Raw genomic sequence first — 15,741 nt, 5'->3', positions numbered from 1 at the left:
ACTCTGGAACGCACGATGAACCCACGATCGGTCAGGATGCAGGCGAGTGTCAGTGTGGAATTCTCCCCGATTCGAGACCTGTTTACGGCGCCTGTCGCACGCTGTCGGTCGCTTCCTGCCGCGACGATCGATCTCTGGCCACTGACTCTAGCCGGTGAGGGTATCGAGTACGATCGGTGTCTGGATTGGCTTGACCAACAGGAACGTGCAAGGGCTGCCAGATTTCTTCGACGGCAGGACCGCGAGCGGTATGTGCTGTCTCACGGAGGGTTGCGGTTCATCTTAGGGCTCTATCTCAGCCTCGACCCGGCCCGCATCGAGTTCGGTTCGACTCCCACTGGAAAGCCGACATTAGGAGGTCTCCGGCGGGAGAGTGCGATATTGAACTTCAATCTCTCGCATGCGCATGGGAACGCCATGGTCGCGGTCGCGCAGGGTCGAGATGTTGGGGTAGATCTGGAAATGATCAGGGAGGACGTAGAAGTGCTCAAGCTGGCTGAGCGATTCTTCTCCGACCGCGAGCACCTGCTCTTGCAATCCACTGTATCCGAATCACGCAATTCGGAGTTCTTTCACTACTGGGTTGCGAAAGAAGCAGTTCTGAAAGCCGAAGGGGTAGGATTAGCCTCGCTGCAGGCTTGTGAAATCGACTGGTCAAACGGATCGGATCGCGACGGAGTGCCCGTGCGACTCGCAGGACAGTCACAAGTACCCTGGGTCGTGAAGACCCTGGATTGCGGACCCGGATGGGTCGGTGCGGTTGCAGCGCAAGGATTCGATTGGGCGATCAATCCCTGCGCAACACGCAACGGATGAACCTCAGGAAACAGCCGGGCAGCCGGACAAAATGAGTTAGGGCGTCTCGCGGCGTCGTTGCCGAAAAAACTCTCGCAGTAAGGCCTGACTTTCAATTTCGCACAGCCCTCCCGTCACAGTGACCCGGTGGTTCAGCCGGGGTTCCGCCGGAATATCCATCAGCGAGCCGCAGGCGCCGGCCTTGGGGTCCCAGGCGCCGAACACAGTCCTGGCGATGCGTGACTGGACAATGGCGCCCGCGCACATCGGACAGGGTTCCAGGGTGACATAGAGTGTGCAGTCGATCAGCCGCCAGGTCCCCAGTTTTTCCGCCGCTTCTTGAATGACCAGGATCTCCGCATGCGCCGTCGGGTCCTGCCTTGTTTCACGGAGATTATGGGCCAACGCCAGCACCTGTCCGGCATGGACCAGCAGCGCGGCAATTGGCACTTCTCCTAGTGCAGGAGCCTGCGCCGCCTGATCCAGCGCCATGCGCATGAATGTTTCGTCCTGTGTGGGGTCGATCGTCATGAGTGTATGGCTTCCATCTGCGCAGTCGTTTGTCGACGCTCAAGGCCTGGGTGGTGCAGTTGGTCGGGCGGTGTGACGGGCGTCTTTACGACTGGCTGACCAGATAGATCGGACCGGTCGGCGTGGGACGGCCCCCTGAAGGCTCAAGGCTGACGGCAAACTTTTTGGTCTTGGAGAATTCCGGGACCCGGCTGACCAGGAGATGCGCAGTTTCACCGCTGTCCATATGGAAGGTTCCCACGCTGACCGGCTTGTCATTGATGGCCCAGAGTTGATACGTGGTGCCGTTGGGGCATTCCGGAAGATTCATGGCGTAGAGCCAGGCCTTCTTGGTCCGGGCATCGTAGACGAGCATGCCGGACGCTTGCTTGGCCATGTCTGATCCATTGAGTGAGACGGCTTTTGCGTTCGGAACGCGGAGTAGGGCGGCGAGCTCATCTTCCGGTTCACGGTTGGCAGGCGGCACTCCCCCGCGCGCAGCAAATTGGAACTTCAGATCTTCGAGCTCCGCCTCGCGTTGAATGAGCTGATCCTTCAGTTCTGTTGAGTCGGTTGTGCGTTGCTGCAACTCTTCCTTCATTTGAACGATCGTGCGTTCCCGCTCGTCCAGTTGCTGCTGGAGCGCGGCGACCTTCTTCGTCTGGTCATCCGAAGCCGCTTGGAGCTGCTGGACAACGGCGGTGCCGGTGACGTTTTGCGTGTAGGAGGTCCACGCGAGGTAGCCTCCGATGGAGAGAATGGCCAATGCGGCGAAGCTTAAGGCCCACCCAAACGATCTCGGCGCGGTTGCGGATTCCGGAGGGAAGAGATGGTTCATCCATTCGCCCGGTTCCAGGCTTGGCTTCACGTCGACTTTGTCTTGAGCATCTTCGGCGATAGCGGTCGGCGTCCGCGCGGCCATGATTTTCGCTTTCAGGGCCCGCGGAGCCGGCGCCGAACTCAATCCGAACGGCAGAATGGCCGCTACCGACTGGAACTCCTTGAGCGCCGTATGGCACGAGACGCAACCCGAGAGCAGATGGGCTTCGAGCGCCTGCCGCTCGGAGCGTTCGAGCGCGCCGGCAGCATACAGCGGGACGGCTTCTTCGAGTTCTTCGTGGGTCATACGTGTTCACCCTGTTCCCAACAGCGCCGGAGCGACTCCCGAAGCTTGGACATGCCCAGCTTGATTCTGGTCTTCACGGTTCCGAGCGGCTGATTCAGCCGGGCTGCGATTTCTGCGTGGGACAGCCCTTCGTAGTAGGCCAATTCCAGCGCATGTTGTTGGGCTTGCGGGAGCGCCGCCAGCGCGCCTCCCACCAAAGTTCGAATTTCCTGATCGGCTTGGGCGTCAAAAGGGTTGGGACCTCGATCGGCGATCTGGGAGGCCGATGAGCTGTCCAGGGATTCCGTCGACTTATTCAGGCCCCGGGAGGCCCGGGCCCGGAGTCGATCGATGGCCCGGCTCCGCGTCAGCGTGACCAGCCAGGCTACAGGGGTTCCCCGTCCGACATCGTAGCGTGAGACTTTGCGCCAGACCTCCAGGTAGACATCCTGGAGGAGTTCAGCCGCTTCATCGCGATTGCCGAGAATGCGCAGTGCCATCGTATACAAGAGCGTACTGGATTGATCGTAGAGCTGACTGAATGCCTGGTGGTCTCCCTTGACCACCCGGGCCAGCAGCTTTGGGTCAATGTTTGAGGCGGCGTGTTGCGACGAGGGGTCCATAGTGGATCAGTTGGCTAACAACATTCTGACGTCGGTCTGAAACACGCCCCAACTATAACACTCTACGGAGCGATCGGGCAAAAGGATGTGTGATTCAACTCTGCAAAATTGAAAGTGATTACCGGGAGGATGGTTGCCGTCAGGAGCCTGACTGATGCCGCAGCGCCTCTCGGAGGGTGAACTCCAGCCTGGTGCCGGCCAGGATGGCCCGAATGTCCAGTCTTTCAGCGGTTTGGTGAAAGGTTCCCAGCCGGATCGGGCCAAGGCGAATTCTGAGAATCATCCTTGGATCGGGCCGACCGTCCTGAAGTGATGGGGGTTCCGTTGGATCGGGTCCAAGGGCCTCGTGGAGCGACTGTACCGGGCTTGCCGTCATGCGTTCAACGGAGGCCCATCGGACCGTCTGGCTGGCCAAGAACTCTCCGAGCCAGGAGTGCTGTAACCCCAGCCGCATCAGGCGGTGGGCTCCTCGTCGACTGCGATCCAGAATGGTTACGCCCAGGTGGTCGATGATGCGGCGCCACGGTGGCGGAGGGGGCAGTGTTGCCAGATCTGCCGTGACGACGTGGGTCGACCCACGCACCACCGCGACGACGATGCCGAGCACATCTCTGAGCATCACCGGTTCCGGAGCCCCGGAATTGGCATCGCCTTTTGTGAGCAGGATCTGCTCTTGCCGTGCAATGAGTCTGTGGCAGACCAGTCCGAACGGTGTCCGGAAGACCACTAAGTCACCCACATGGAGTGGCTCAGCCGGAGCCAGTTCAAGGCGATCGCCTTTGCAGAGTGTGGGATACATGCTCCAAGACGCCACACGAGGGATCAGTAGATGTTGCAACGCCGGTCCCTGGCAGCTCTCAGGGAGTGCGCTGCCGGCAAAGCGGGTTGCAGTGAGCGGCGTGAGGGTGACGATCATACGGGGCTCCGCATGGGCGATTGGAGTAGACGCCGAACAATTGTGGTTGCCAGGGTGAGTAGGGCCCAGGTCAGGCTGATCAGGCGGCGGCAGCGGGTGATGAGGGGGCTGCGCATCGCGGCGGCTCCATAGCGGTATCCGAGAAACGTCTTGGGCGGAAAGAAGGTCTGGCGCAGGTCGTGCCATTTGCTTCCCGCCGGCCTGGTCAGCCAGATCAGGAAATGACCGAGTTCGGGGATGGGCTGTGTGGTAACCAGACGCTGGAGTAGCCAATAGAGGACTCTGTCAGAGCCTCCGCCTGGGGCCAGGGATTGGAGAAAAGAATCCAGAATGGGAAGCGTCGGCATGCGGTGACGAAGGTACGTGAGCCCATAGAGCAAAGGGATCGAGAGCGAGTACTGTCTGGCCTTACGGGTGACGGCCGCCCAATCGATTGATTCGCGTGAGAGCAGCAAGCGCATGTCCTGGTCCCATGCCGGGGTGAACGCACCGCGATGAATGACCGCATAGGCGATCAGATGAATCAGGAGATCATCGGCGGCGAGGAGAGAGACTCTTCGCCGGTGGAGGGTATGCGGTCTGGCGGTGGCCCACAACTCGCCCAAGCTCTGGTCGTCGAGGTACCAGAGCGTGGTGACGATATCGAAGGCGAGTCCATTCCCTGGAGACGCATAGCAGGGATTTCCATCGATCTGTTTGCTATAGCCTGCCGCTGTCAGGATCTTATCAATCGACGCAAGATCCGTCTCATGGACGAGCAGATCGACGTCTGACAGTGGCCGCGTCCCACGGATTCCGTAACACCTGACCAGGACATCCAGCCCTTTGAGGACCAGAAAGGGAATGTGGGCTTGTTCCAGGAGCGTGGCGAAGGCATGGAACTGTTCGAGCAGAGCGGCATTGCCGGCGCTCACGCGGGAGTAGGCGTCAGCGAGATCGTCGAGGGTCGAGGAGGGCATGGGTATGATGCTCCAGTGTGGCCCACTCCTTGAAGTGCGGAAGACAGGCACTCATATCGCCGGTCTCCAGCCAGGCATCGCTGCGGCCTTGGCGGCAGAATCGGTTGACGTCGCACGTCGGACATGCGTACCGGGTATTGGGCTGCGCCCGGTCGACGGTCTCTTTGAGGATGGCCCATCCTTCGCGCAGGGTGCCGGTTCGCAAATTATATTGGGGTGTCGGAAAGGCCACGCAGAGATTCATCTCGCCGTAGGGCGTCACGGCAAAGCGACTGCGGCCGCAGGCGCAGGAAATGAAGGGTTCATTGGCGGCGCAGGCGTCAGGAACTACATCCGGAGACGCTTTCCCCAGTTTCCGAAGGTCGAGTTCAGTTTTCCGATCAGGAGACAGCCGATAGGACAGCGGCGCGGCGTCGCCATCGGTTCGGGGGTGGATGTCGAGGCTGTATTGAAACTTGAATCCTCGGGATTCCACGAGAGCCTGGCAGGCATCGACTTCCGTCCAATTGACCGTGGTCACGGGCATCCGGACGGTTACCGGGAACGGACAGGCTTTCAGCGTATCGAGCCCGTGAAGAAAATGGGCGAAAGAGCCGCCCACTCCGGTCATTGATTCATAGGTGGTCATCGTTGCGCCGTAGATGGATACGAACGCATGGGCGATGGGCACCTCTGTGAGGAGCGACGCAAACGCCGGAGTCATGCGGGTGGCGTTCGTCAACAACCAGATCAGCAGACCGGCCTGGCGCGCGTGGCGAAGGATCGGTTCGATGTCGGGCCGTAGCGACGGTTCGCCTCCGCTAAGGCTGACGGTGAGCACGCCAAGCTCGGCCATCTGAGTGAGGATGGTGCAGACCTCGGCGGTCGTCAGTTCCTGAGGCAAGGCGCGATGGGTGGGATTGTAACAATGGACACAGCGAAGATTGCAGCCATAGGTCAGCTCGAAAGTGGCGCTGTCCGGACGGCGGTCTTGCCCGGAGCGGGCTGAGATGGAGTCGAGAAACATCTGGGCGTCGAGGTGTCGCATTATACGGTCGTGAGCGGGGTCGTCCGCTGATGATCCATGATCGCATCGACGACGTCCGGGTTCTTTAAACATGCGAGGCCGATGCAGGGAATCTGTCGTGTCAGAGCGATCAGGCTGTCGACGGTTGCGTCCATGGCGGTGCGATCCCAAGAGGGGAGAAACGTTTGTTGCAGGAGAAAGGCCACGATGCGCGAAGCCGCGAGTGGCTCGAAGCGATGCCGGCCCTGTCCATGGCGGATACAGAAGAGCCGGGATAGCGGGGCTGAGGCATTGGCGGCAAACTCTCCCGAGCCGATCCAGGGTGTGCCATACAGCATGACCGAGGAATGGGTCCGGCGCACAATCATGCGCTCATCGCTGAGGATATGGGCGCCCTGTTCGGCGAACCATCCGGCTAAGGTGGACTTCCCGGTTCCTGATGCGCCGGTAAAGACGAAGCCCGTCTTCTGGTAGGTCAGTCCTGAGGCGTGGAGCAGGATTCCTCCATTCCTCGCCAGGAGAGACAGCAGGCAGACCTCGAGAATCGGATTGAAGAGATGCACGGGGGACCAGCCCACTTGCCCGTTCTGGAAATCCGGCAGCACCCAGGCCTCCACATGCCGGTAATCCGGCGACAACCGCGCGCGCGCCCGTGAGGCGCCGGTTTTCGGACTGAGGCTATCGAGGACGAGATGGTCGCCAGACTCAAAGAGTTTCCAGTGTCCGTGATCTGAATCGAATCGCAAGCGGTCCGTCGGAAGGTCAGGGAGAGTTGAGGCTACCGCGACCTCAACCGTGATATCGGCTGGACTGTGCTCGTCCACCAGAAATGCATCGAAGGGGCGAAGCGGCCACAGGAGAACGGGGTGGTCTTGGGGTTCATTAACCGCGATGCGATATCCGCCGATCTCAAGGGTAAAGCGCATGCTGGTTCCTACGAAGCGCGGGGGCCGCTGTCATGACAGGTTCGTCCCATGTAGGTCAGCGGAATGACCGAACGTTTGCAACCAACCAGACTGGCGTTGGGATAATTGCTACATCCGGTAGGTGGACGGCAGCCGTTAGTGCCGCCCGCTGATGTGGCGATGGTGGCGGTACTGCAGGAGGTCAAGATGGCTTGCTCCTGATCGAGCGGGACTTCAAACAGCTGCGGCGTTGTATAAGGCTTCTTCTGGTTCATGACGAGACTCCTGTTGTGGCTGTCGCAGGACGGGGGTGCCCATGCAGGGGATGAATCAATGGCTGTTGGTGGGTCGACTCGGCGCGGGCGAAGGCGACGTCACAGTCATAGGGAATCGGGGATTCCGGATGGCCGGTTTCCCATCGGGCTTGCGTCGGCTGCTTGTCGCAGAACGTATGCAGGGTACAGGTCCGGCAGGCGGAATCCGTCTGGTAGGTCAGACCGGGTATTGCCGCAAAGGTCTGTTCGATCGCTTCGCGCACGGTGTGAGTGCGCAACGACAGGCGTGTTTCATATTGGAACGTGCAGGTGCTGAGCTCGCCCCAGGCGTTGATGTGAATTGTGTCGGTGCCGCAACCGCAGCGAAACAGGCGCTCGTGTGCGGGAGGAGAGAGGGGATCGTGTGTAGGGCAATTCTCAGTCTCGTGGGTCACATCCCGATTCGAGCGGAGTCGGTGGATGGCATCGGGAGCGATGCGATAGTCGAGAGATGAGCCGTCTCCGTTCAGGCGGGGGGAGAGGGACGTGGTATAGCCGAAGGTCTGACCATTCGATTCGGTGAACCGGCGCAGTTGGTCCATCTCGCCTGCATTCCAGTTCATCAATTTGGTTTTGAGGGAAAAGGGCAGGCCGCTGGCCTGCAGTAGAGCGATTCCACGGAGAAAGGCGCGATACGAGCCCGGCACCTGTGTGAACCAGTCGAACTGCGATTCGTCGACCGAGTGGCAGGAAATGTCGATGGAAAAGGGCGGGTGCGCCTGCAAGCGTTCGATGATCGCGCGGGTGAAGAGCGTGCCGTTCGTGTAGAGCTGCAGTAGGAAGCCGTGACCGATTGCAGCTTCGTAAATGTCGAAAAAGTCCGGCCGCATGAAAATATCGCCGCCGGTCAGGTTCAGCCAGATGATTCCGGTGTTTCGCATCTCACCGAGGAGCCGTTGAATCTCGGTCAACGTGAGCTCGCGCGGAAAGTAGGCACTGTCGTTATACGGATCGGTGTAGCAATGCCGGCAGTGGAGATTGCAGCGATAGGTGAGTTCGAGTTGCGCTTTGATGACCCGGTGACGGGTGGCGGCTTGGTCGTGAACATGCTGGCTAAACGTCCCGTAGGGGATTATGGGCAACGGGCGGGTATCAGACATGATGCGCTTCCGGTTGAATGAGGCGCGTCGAGGCCGGCGTCTTCCATTCGCAGGCAAACGTCGGAAGCACCTCATAAAACCCTTCTCGGAATGAACCTTGTCGTAGATCGTAGGACTGCCGCCGGTTGCCCGAACAGAGATGCAAGCCGCCGTAGGCATCAATGTGAAAGCGCTGCATGCCGCTGTTGCAAGGCGGGAGATCGGTTCGGGATTTCCGGCAGGCTTCGCTCCAGAGATCCGGGTCCTGCCTGTTCAATGTCTCCAGCTCATGCGCCGAGAGGGCATAGCGAAACGGTCCGGCCCCGCCGTCAAGTTCTGGGCGCAGGTCCTCCCCTAGGCGGAAGGCCCCCGGTCCCAGCGAGGCAGCCCATGATTTGACGGCAAGTACTTCGTCACGGTTGATGGTCATCGCGGTGGTCTTGACGACAAGCGGAAGTCGTCGGGCGGCCAACATGCGAATCGCCTCCAGGCAACGCGCATGGGAGCCGGTTCCTTGCGTGACGCGCTCGAAGGTTTCGGTCGTCGTGCCATGAAGGCTGATTTCAACACGATGGGGCGGGAGAGCCGCGAGCCGATCGGCGACGGATTCAGTGATGAGTGTGCCGTTGGTAAAGAGGGTCACCAGGAGTCCGCGCGAGACGGCATAATCGTAGATCTGAAAGAAGTCGGGCCGCGAGAGCGGCTCGCCGCCGGTCAGGCAGAGCTCAAGGAGCCCGGCCTCCAGCAGCTGATCCATGATGCGGAAGATCTCGTCGGTAGAGAGTTCGCGGCGAACGGATTCCGGTGTGTTCCGACAATCCGTATAACACATGACGCATCGGAGATTGCAGCGGCAGGTGATCTCCCACTGGCAGGCGAGGGGGTAACGATCCGGCAGATGGCTGAGTTTAACCTGTGGGACCATGGGCGACCGCCACCTCTTGGATTGCCTGGATCGAGAGAAGGTCTGCCAGTAATGTGTCGAAGTCTTGATTCAATTGGTCCGGAGCGACATCGTAGTCCTCGATAAATGCGGCGCAGATGTCCTGCACGGTACAGGTGCCGTCGAGGCGCTGCCACAGGGCTGCACCGGTTTCATTTAAGACGTAGATGCTGTTGGAGTCTTTGAGCGAGCGCCGCACCGGGACGAGGATACATTCTCCGGCCACGTCGCGCTGGACATAGTCCGGATGTTTCGAAAAGACGGCCGTAGGATTCATGGGTGGGAGGATAGCAAATCCTCTAAGGGGCTTCCAGCGGTATTTCTTGGAAAAGGGCGCGGGCGGCGGCGGAGCGCTGGCTCAGGAGAGGACGGCATAGCCATCGGGCCAGTTCAGCTCGACCAGGGTCGCGCCGGCCTCAGCGATCTCTGTCCGCAGTTCTTCTTTATCGCGGAACACGTGCATGAAATGGCCGTTGGTACAGGTATCGCCGTCTTGATAGGTCTGGTTGGTTCCCGGCCAGGAGAGGATCGTGGCGGCGCATCGCCGAATCATGCGAGTGAGCGCCGTGTCCGGTTCTCTGGCGATCACGAAGTTCAGGACCAGCTTCCCACCAGGCTTGAGGCATTGCATGAGACGTCGCAGCCACTCCTGTCGTCGTGTACGCCCTGGGACGGCGCTGTACATGACGCCGGAGAGGATGATGTATGCGACGGACGCGGCTCGAACCGGGGGGGTGAGAAAGTCCGCTTGTACGAATGTGACGGGAAGATTTAGCGACGCGGCCCGTCGGGCGCCGATGAGTAATCCTCCGCGAGCAATGTCCAGCGCCAATGCGTCATAGCCCCGTTGGGCCAGCACGAGCGACTCACGCCCGAGCCCAGCCCCGAGGATGAGGATGGTATCGGGCCGCGACAGATGTTGCGCCAGCATCTGCTCCTCCCAGGCCTCCAACGACCAGGAATAGCCGGTGAGGGGAATACGGGTACCGGCCTCCGCGTAGCTGCGGTCATAGTAACGACGGATCAGTGCGCTGAGTTGATCGGGTGGCAAGAGCGCCGGGAGGATGCCATACAGAAACATGTGGATCTGTGCGAGCCATCCGACGAGCGTGCCCACGAGCTTCGCGCATCCCGTGACGATGATGGCCAGAAAACGCATGGCTATCTTCCTGATGGCTGCAGAAACGGCAGGAGCTGCATGGCCGCATCAGCCGCGCCGGTACAGGCCGGCGGCGGGAACGCTGGTGGCGGCAATGTCAGCGCTTGTCGAATGGCCGGTTCCCAGCGGGCTTCCAGGAAGTCCTTACGGGAGAGCTCCACGCCGCGACCATAGCGATGCAGATAGGCGACGAGGGAGTCCTCGTCGGCAAAATTGTAACGGCGGACGTAGACAATGGGAGTCTGGACCTCTACGGCTTCAATCGTGGTCCCATAGCCTGGTTTCGTCATGATGACATCGACGGAAGACAGGAGGGTGCTGAACCGCTCTGAGATTGTCGCGAGGGAATGGACCCGACGATGATGGGGAGGAACTGGACCGTCGATTAAGAATTGAAGGCCCTGCATCGATTCCATGCGATCAAATGGGAGCGCTTCGAAACGGATCCCGCCAAAGGCCACGAGCACGAGCGAATCCTCATTCGGGATATTCAATTGTGCACGTAGCTGAGCTCGTGCTGGAGGCAACGGATGGGCTATCGGGCCGATGTCGATGGCGCGGCGAAAAGCCGGCATCGGCAGGCCCGGTGTGAGGCGCAGCAGCAGATTGGCTTGCCCATACGCGCGGCGGATGTCCGCAAGAATGGCCGCGTGCCAAGGCTGCGCCGGATCGACATGGTCTCGCAGGATCTCATCCCAGCTTAGACTGGCGATCGCCACTGTTGGTATGCCGGCGTCGGCCCCGGCCGCCATGGTCAGGTAGGGCGTATTGCCGATGACGAGATCCGGGCGAGCCTCCTGGATGGCGAGGGTTTCTTCCTTGAGTCGGGCTTCCCAGTGTGCGTGAAAGGTCCGATGGGCCTGCCAGGTCGCGTCCCAATCCATGGTGAGGGGACCATGCTGCAGGCACCCGATATCCATCTGGGCCGGGCGCAGTTCCCAGGGCACGGTCATGCGCGATTCGAAAAAGTGCCGGGGGACGTTCGTGCGGAGAATGACGCGGAGCGAGGGAATACGCGTACCCAGTTCGTTCAGCACGGGGACGGCCTGGGCGGCGTGTCCGTAGCCGTGGGCGGAAATGGCGGACCAGATCAGTGGCACAGAAGGGTCGCTCGTGACGGGTTAGCTGTTGGAGTAATCGGACTCCAGCGGCGCAATGTTGTATTCCAACTCCAGATCAAACTCGTCGACCAGTTCGTTGAAGGCTGTCGCGCCCATATCGGAACGGACTTCATTCATCACCAGATCGATCATCGGTGCCGCGCGCGGTCCGAACTGTGCGATGGCCGATTCGATGCGCTGTTTGGCTGTATCCAACGTCATAGGAGGTCTCCGTGGTTAGCGTAGCCCTTGGAGGATCATCTGCATTTCAGGGACGAGGTCGCGCCCGCCATTGGCTCGTCCGGAGGCGGAGGCGTCGATACCGGCTTGCAGCACAGGTTTGGCTTCTTCCGGCCGTCCCACACCGATCAGGGCGCGTCCGAGAGCCAGGTGGGACGCCACATGCACCGGGTCCAGTTGGACGGCGACGCGCAGGTGTTCAACGGCTTCTTCCAGATTGCCGCCTTCCTGCAGAATTTTATTGCCCAGGCCGTAGCGCCCGAGGAACCCCTTGGGGTTTTTGACGACCATTTGACGAAAGGCTTCAATGTCCATGTGTGCTCCCGCTGTGAGGGGCGCATCATAGCATTAGGAGCCGGCGGGAGACCAGACCATCGTGTGGAACGGACTCGCCTGACAGGGTCGGGCGAGGGGGAGCGTGCCCGTCAGGCGTTAGCGCGATTTGACCGGGGGAGAGGTGGAGACGGAGACGGCGGCAGTCCCCCGACGTTTCGACTTGACGCTGACGCTATGGATGGTCTGTGTGTGACAGGGCTTGCCTGGTAGGTTTGGGTGAGAGGGAACGTGCTCCCCTGGCGCTAGCGCAATTTGGCTGGGGCAGAGGTGGAGACGGAGACGGCGGCAGTCCCCCGACGCTTCGCCTTGACACTGACGCTATGGATAGTCCGTTCGGTCACGGGGGCGCTGCTGGCATTGTAGAAGGTGGCATCTTTGACGAGTTGGTGCATGAGGTCGGTGATGCCGGCTTCCATCACGTGGCCCTTCAGTTCCGCAATCATCGACGGACTGGCGCTGAAGAGATTGTACCGCGCCGTGCCGGATGACTCGGCCTGATACGTCTTGACGGTCCCGTCCCAGCGCTCGAGTTCTAAGGTGAGGTGGGTTCCGTAGTCGTAGTGGAAGTCCATCACAGGCGCCAGGAGAAACATGGAAGTGCCGATCGCAAACCCTTTCCAGGCGGCTTCGCCGGGATGGGAGTCGATGGCGTCGTCGATGGTCAGATGAGCGGTGATCGCTTTCTCGTTATCAGCCAGCGATCCCTGCTCGGCAAGGGAGAGATGGGAGAACAGCTTGAGGCTTTGTAAGGAGCCGAGCAGGCGGCGATCCAGTTCAGTGGATGGATTTTGAGGCGCTCCATTCTGACTGACTTTCACCTGGTCGAGAATGAGCGGTACGCGCTCAGTGCTCGCAATGGAGGTCGGGGCGGTGTCGTTACTCATGGCGGCGGATGGCATGACCTCGATCGACCTGGTACAGCCGCCGGAGAGGATACTGCCGAGCACGAGAGCTGCCATGATGCGTGAGGATGTTGTCTGCTTCATGATGTCCATCCCTTCCCCTTCGTCAGAAGTAAAACGAGAATCCGCCGAACGGCAAGCTGGAGTTGAGTCCCAAGTTGGGATATCGCGTGCCGGCGTTGGAAATATGGTGGAACCGATAACCGAGGTTGAATGACGTCTGAGGCGTCAGAAAGAACGAACAGCCGAATCCCGCGGTCAGAATGAAATTGAACCGCGAGGATTCTTCGGGAATCTTGCCGGCGAGGTCGGTCCAGAACGGGCCGCCCGCAAATTCGGCGTAGGGGCGAATGCGATCGTGCGCGACCATGGAGTATTTGATCTTGGGCGTAAAGCCCATGCCGTGCGTGAGAAAGGGTTCTTGAAACTGGATGTAGACCACCTCGGCGCCCAGTGAAATCTGTCCGCGGTACCAGCTGTCGCCCATGGGATCGGTCACGGTCATCATCCAGGACGGCATCAAGGCAACGCCCTGCTGCTTGGTCGTGTGATCTTGCGTGAGGCGGTGCGGGAGGAGGTAGCCCGCGGAGAGGCCGACTTCCTGGGTGCCGACCGTGATCTGAGGAGCCACGGATTCCGTCGCCTGTGCCGGAGTGGCGATGGCGCCGACTATGAGGAGCAACCAAAGGGCACGCAGCAGCACGATCTCACCTTCTTCTACATGTGTACGTCAGTATCTTGTCGGTTGTGCGAGGGGGAAACTTGATGCAATCGCTGTGACCATCCTACGGTAGCAGAGGATTTGTATCTGTCCAGAAAGATGTGAGAAATGTCAGTGCAGGCGGGGCGGAGGGCGTGGCTACGGATGGGAAATAGATTGACGAAGCTCGGTGAGCAACGTGCGGTCCCTGACGAGTTCCGGGAGCTGGTAGTGCTGATCGAGGGACAGGACGCGTTCGAGGCAGCGAATCGCCGAGGTGGAATTGCGTTCGCGTACATAGAGTGCGGCCAGCAGCCGGAGGACGGCTGCTTCCTCAGGTGGGTTGCCCAGTTTGATGAAATGCTCCGAGGCATTGTTCAGGCATTTCTCTGCCTGACGCAAGGCGCCGGAATCGAGGAAGGTGTTGCCGAGTTGGCTGTAGGTCAGCGCCAGGCCCTCTTCGTTGCCGATGCGGCGATGGCATTCCAGCGCTTCAGTGAAGTGGGCGATGGCTTGATCCCAGTGGGTTTGCCGCGCCTCTTCCATGCCGAGGTTGTGATACAGAATCCCGAGCGCACGGTCATCGCGAAGCGGTTTCAGTAGATCGAGGGCTTCAAGGTAGTAGGGGCGGGCTTTCTCAGGGCGGCCGGCGCCGATGTGGAGATTGCCCAGATTCACCAGCGTGTGAGCGATGGCCTGTTGGTCGCGCTCAGTCCGTTGGATCGTCAATACTTCGCGGTAGCAGGCCTCGGCCTTTTCAAAATCTCCCGACAGGGCGCAGACATTCCCGAGATTCCCGAGCGAAGCCGAGAGCTCACGCGGATTGTCGCCGAGGCGATCGTCCGTGACGGCTTGCTCGTAGGCCGCTTTGGCTTGCGCCAGCTGCCCGCGGTGGAGAAAAATCCTGGCCCGGTGTTTATCGTCGTCTGACATGATTGCCCGGTGAGGTGTTAGCGGTAAGGCGTGGGCTGAGGTTAGTCGCCGCCTTTCGGCGTGTCTTTTCTGAACTCGACGACAATGTCGTCTTCCTCATCCAGGCCCAGTCCTGCGCGAAACGATTCCAGGAGTTCGGTGACGTAACCGAGGTGTTGCTGATCTTTCCCGTCGCGCGAAGCCAGGTAGGATTCGGAGAGCCGCATGCCTATCTCGAAATGGTGCGCGATCGTTTGTTCCGTCACCTGTTGCCAGGTGATGTAGATGCAGAAGGCTTGAAAGGCATGGGCCTGCGGATAGCGGGTCGCCAGCGAGAGCAATCCCTCATAAGCTTCGCGCGCGGTCGATCCGGCGTTGGATGAAAAGGTTTCTTCGAGTTCAGTGGCCGTCTCCCAGTCGGACCCGAGTTCAGGTTCTGCTTCTTCAAACGCCGCCTGCGCGGCAAGAGCTGCATCGAATTGCATGGGTAGACCTCACATTGTATTGGGCCAGGATACGTGGGGAGAGAACGGGAGGTCAACGATCACCGGCGAGGGAGGTGGTCCTGGCCGGACAGCCGGTCGATCCCAATCAGAAGCCCGGCATCGGGTGCAGTATCAAATAGAAGCCCGGTCGCGCATCATCGTAGGAGCTGTGGTGGGAAGTCGTCAAGAGAGCGGGAACCCCGTTGTGATTATCCGCAATGGGCTATGCCGCCTTTCTTGCAGCGATTTGTTCGTAGAGAGGGTAGAGGAGTTCTTCTTCCCGGCGGATCCGGCTGAGGAGTTTGGCCTGCAGCAGGCCGAACTCCTTCGAGAGATCATGGTCTGTTCCGCCCTGGTCCCATTTCTTGAAGAAGCCGATTGCCACTTTCGACGTTTCAGCCATGTCTCTGGCAAACGTGTCCAGAGTTTCTTGGATGGCGGGATTCTTCTTTGCGGCCGTGTGCAAGACGGGATAGAGTTCAACGTCTTCCTTACGCAGGTGATCCAGCAGCGTCGTTCGTGCGGAGCGCAAGAGCTCCCGCGTTTCGAGCGTGGAAACCCCGTTGATTTTCGCCAACTGTAAAATCGAGAGCAGGTGGATGTGATGTTCTTTCAATTCCTGAATGAGTCCGGCCATGATAAGGCTCCCATGCAATGAGAATAGACGAGAATAGAATGAGACAGGTCCTTATCGGAAGGGGAAGACGAAGTCTTTAGGGGTTTCGACTTGATAGACCGGAGATGTCGGGTGC

The 15,741-nt window shown here is 60.0% G+C and carries 20 protein-coding genes and 1 pseudogene; 1 reads left to right on the top strand and 20 read right to left on the bottom strand.

The annotated features are described in order from the left end of the window. Positions 1–15 precede the first annotated feature (15 nt). Complete coding sequence (locus Q7U39_18480; GenBank protein ID MDO9119948.1) at positions 16–816, top strand: 4'-phosphopantetheinyl transferase superfamily protein; 801 nt, start codon at positions 16–18, stop codon at positions 814–816. A gap of 36 nt (positions 817–852) precedes the next feature. Here the strand turns inward: Q7U39_18480 and tadA are convergent, their stop codons facing one another. The 20 genes and pseudogenes from tadA to Q7U39_18380 form a co-directional block, all read right to left on the bottom strand. Next, positions 853–1,326: a tRNA adenosine(34) deaminase TadA gene (gene tadA / locus Q7U39_18475; GenBank protein MDO9119947.1), complete on the bottom strand. Its 474-nt coding sequence runs from the start codon at positions 1,324–1,326 to the stop codon at positions 853–855. A gap of 85 nt (positions 1,327–1,411) precedes the next feature. Then, positions 1,412–2,431, bottom strand: a complete 1,020-nt coding sequence (locus Q7U39_18470; GenBank protein MDO9119946.1) for an anti-sigma factor — start codon at positions 2,429–2,431, stop codon at positions 1,412–1,414. Beyond that, the gene (locus Q7U39_18465) at positions 2,428–3,033 is read right to left on the bottom strand and encodes a sigma-70 family RNA polymerase sigma factor (GenBank protein MDO9119945.1); all 606 of its coding nucleotides are present in this window, start codon (positions 3,031–3,033) and stop codon (positions 2,428–2,430) included. Before Q7U39_18465 ends, Q7U39_18470 begins: the two co-directional genes overlap by 4 nt. A gap of 139 nt (positions 3,034–3,172) precedes the next feature. Next, entirely contained in the window at positions 3,173–3,949 is a 777-nt protein-coding gene (locus Q7U39_18460) for a S26 family signal peptidase (GenBank protein MDO9119944.1), read from the bottom strand. After that, a complete protein-coding gene (locus Q7U39_18455) occupies positions 3,946–4,908 on the bottom strand; it encodes a nucleotidyltransferase family protein (protein ID MDO9119943.1) in 963 nt (320 codons plus the stop codon). Before Q7U39_18455 ends, Q7U39_18460 begins: the two co-directional genes overlap by 4 nt. Next, positions 4,877–5,935 carry a radical SAM protein gene (locus Q7U39_18450; GenBank protein ID MDO9119942.1) on the bottom strand — a complete coding sequence of 353 codons (1,059 nt, stop codon included), beginning with the start codon at positions 5,933–5,935 and terminating at the stop codon, positions 4,877–4,879. The genes Q7U39_18455 and Q7U39_18450 overlap by 32 nt, the downstream gene beginning before the upstream one ends. Then, positions 5,935–6,840, bottom strand: coding sequence for a hypothetical protein (locus tag Q7U39_18445; protein MDO9119941.1), 906 nt, complete (start codon positions 6,838–6,840; stop codon positions 5,935–5,937). Before Q7U39_18445 ends, Q7U39_18450 begins: the two co-directional genes overlap by 1 nt. Positions 6,841–6,848: 8 nt before the next feature. Further along, entirely contained in the window at positions 6,849–7,094 is a 246-nt protein-coding gene (locus Q7U39_18440; GenBank protein ID MDO9119940.1) for a hypothetical protein, read from the bottom strand. Next, a complete protein-coding gene (locus Q7U39_18435) occupies positions 7,091–8,233 on the bottom strand; it encodes a radical SAM protein (GenBank protein ID MDO9119939.1) in 1,143 nt (380 codons plus the stop codon). The genes Q7U39_18440 and Q7U39_18435 overlap by 4 nt, the downstream gene beginning before the upstream one ends. Next, positions 8,226–9,137, bottom strand: a complete 912-nt coding sequence (locus tag Q7U39_18430) for a radical SAM protein (GenBank protein ID MDO9119938.1) — start codon at positions 9,135–9,137, stop codon at positions 8,226–8,228. Before Q7U39_18430 ends, Q7U39_18435 begins: the two co-directional genes overlap by 8 nt. After that, the gene (locus tag Q7U39_18425; protein ID MDO9119937.1) at positions 9,121–9,432 is read right to left on the bottom strand and encodes a PqqD family protein; all 312 of its coding nucleotides are present in this window, start codon (positions 9,430–9,432) and stop codon (positions 9,121–9,123) included. The genes Q7U39_18430 and Q7U39_18425 overlap by 17 nt, the downstream gene beginning before the upstream one ends. An 81-nt stretch (positions 9,433–9,513) precedes the next feature. Further along, the gene (locus Q7U39_18420) at positions 9,514–10,314 is read right to left on the bottom strand and encodes a class I SAM-dependent methyltransferase (protein ID MDO9119936.1); all 801 of its coding nucleotides are present in this window, start codon (positions 10,312–10,314) and stop codon (positions 9,514–9,516) included. 2 nt (positions 10,315–10,316) lie between these two features. Then, the gene (locus Q7U39_18415; protein ID MDO9119935.1) at positions 10,317–11,414 is read right to left on the bottom strand and encodes a hypothetical protein; all 1,098 of its coding nucleotides are present in this window, start codon (positions 11,412–11,414) and stop codon (positions 10,317–10,319) included. Positions 11,415–11,435: 21 nt separating this feature from the next. Continuing rightward, on the bottom strand, positions 11,436–11,636 hold the full coding sequence (locus tag Q7U39_18410; GenBank protein ID MDO9119934.1) for a hypothetical protein: 201 nt from the start codon (positions 11,634–11,636) through the stop codon (positions 11,436–11,438). A gap of 15 nt (positions 11,637–11,651) precedes the next feature. Further along, positions 11,652–11,969 (bottom strand): tetratricopeptide repeat protein, encoded by a 318-nt coding sequence (locus Q7U39_18405; protein ID MDO9119933.1) that lies wholly within the window; start codon positions 11,967–11,969, stop codon positions 11,652–11,654. A gap of 263 nt (positions 11,970–12,232) precedes the next feature. Next, a complete protein-coding gene (locus Q7U39_18400; GenBank protein ID MDO9119932.1) occupies positions 12,233–12,976 on the bottom strand; it encodes a hypothetical protein in 744 nt (247 codons plus the stop codon). 22 nt (positions 12,977–12,998) lie between these two features. Then, positions 12,999–13,595, bottom strand: a complete 597-nt coding sequence (locus tag Q7U39_18395; GenBank protein ID MDO9119931.1) for an acyloxyacyl hydrolase — start codon at positions 13,593–13,595, stop codon at positions 12,999–13,001. Between the two features lie 156 nt (positions 13,596–13,751). After that, positions 13,752–14,537, bottom strand: a pseudogene (locus Q7U39_18390) (tetratricopeptide repeat protein). A gap of 29 nt (positions 14,538–14,566) precedes the next feature. Continuing rightward, entirely contained in the window at positions 14,567–14,989 is a 423-nt protein-coding gene (locus tag Q7U39_18385; GenBank protein MDO9119930.1) for a hypothetical protein, read from the bottom strand. Between the two features lie 223 nt (positions 14,990–15,212). After that, positions 15,213–15,626, bottom strand: coding sequence for a hemerythrin domain-containing protein (locus tag Q7U39_18380; GenBank protein MDO9119929.1), 414 nt, complete (start codon positions 15,624–15,626; stop codon positions 15,213–15,215). Positions 15,627–15,741 lie beyond the last annotated feature (115 nt).

It is taken from the genome of Nitrospira sp., assembly GCA_030653545.1.
Lineage (GTDB): Bacteria > Nitrospirota > Nitrospiria > Nitrospirales > Nitrospiraceae > Nitrospira_D.
Note: the sequence above shows the minus strand (reverse complement) of the source record. Positions and strands in the feature narration are given on the sequence as shown.

Coding starts and splice junctions, on each gene's coding strand:
- Q7U39_18400 (MDO9119932.1), bottom strand. CDS start 12,976: ATGAAGCAGACAACATCCTCACGCATCATGGCAGCTCTCGTGCTCGGC.
- tadA (MDO9119947.1), bottom strand. CDS start 1,326: ATGACGATCGACCCCACACAGGACGAAACATTCATGCGCATGGCGCTG.
- Q7U39_18430 (MDO9119938.1), bottom strand. CDS start 9,137: ATGGTCCCACAGGTTAAACTCAGCCATCTGCCGGATCGTTACCCCCTC.
- Q7U39_18470 (MDO9119946.1), bottom strand. CDS start 2,431: ATGACCCACGAAGAACTCGAAGAAGCCGTCCCGCTGTATGCTGCCGGC.
- Q7U39_18460 (MDO9119944.1), bottom strand. CDS start 3,949: ATGATCGTCACCCTCACGCCGCTCACTGCAACCCGCTTTGCCGGCAGC.
- Q7U39_18480 (MDO9119948.1), top strand. CDS start 16: ATGAACCCACGATCGGTCAGGATGCAGGCGAGTGTCAGTGTGGAATTC.
- Q7U39_18405 (MDO9119933.1), bottom strand. CDS start 11,969: ATGGACATTGAAGCCTTTCGTCAAATGGTCGTCAAAAACCCCAAGGGG.
- Q7U39_18420 (MDO9119936.1), bottom strand. CDS start 10,314: ATGCGTTTTCTGGCCATCATCGTCACGGGATGCGCGAAGCTCGTGGGC.
- Q7U39_18410 (MDO9119934.1), bottom strand. CDS start 11,636: ATGACGTTGGATACAGCCAAACAGCGCATCGAATCGGCCATCGCACAG.
- Q7U39_18450 (MDO9119942.1), bottom strand. CDS start 5,935: ATGCGACACCTCGACGCCCAGATGTTTCTCGACTCCATCTCAGCCCGC.
- Q7U39_18445 (MDO9119941.1), bottom strand. CDS start 6,840: ATGCGCTTTACCCTTGAGATCGGCGGATATCGCATCGCGGTTAATGAA.
- Q7U39_18385 (MDO9119930.1), bottom strand. CDS start 14,989: ATGCAATTCGATGCAGCTCTTGCCGCGCAGGCGGCGTTTGAAGAAGCA.
- Q7U39_18440 (MDO9119940.1), bottom strand. CDS start 7,094: ATGAACCAGAAGAAGCCTTATACAACGCCGCAGCTGTTTGAAGTCCCG.
- Q7U39_18455 (MDO9119943.1), bottom strand. CDS start 4,908: ATGCCCTCCTCGACCCTCGACGATCTCGCTGACGCCTACTCCCGCGTG.
- Q7U39_18380 (MDO9119929.1), bottom strand. CDS start 15,626: ATGGCCGGACTCATTCAGGAATTGAAAGAACATCACATCCACCTGCTC.
- Q7U39_18465 (MDO9119945.1), bottom strand. CDS start 3,033: ATGGACCCCTCGTCGCAACACGCCGCCTCAAACATTGACCCAAAGCTG.
- Q7U39_18435 (MDO9119939.1), bottom strand. CDS start 8,233: ATGTCTGATACCCGCCCGTTGCCCATAATCCCCTACGGGACGTTTAGC.
- Q7U39_18425 (MDO9119937.1), bottom strand. CDS start 9,432: ATGAATCCTACGGCCGTCTTTTCGAAACATCCGGACTATGTCCAGCGC.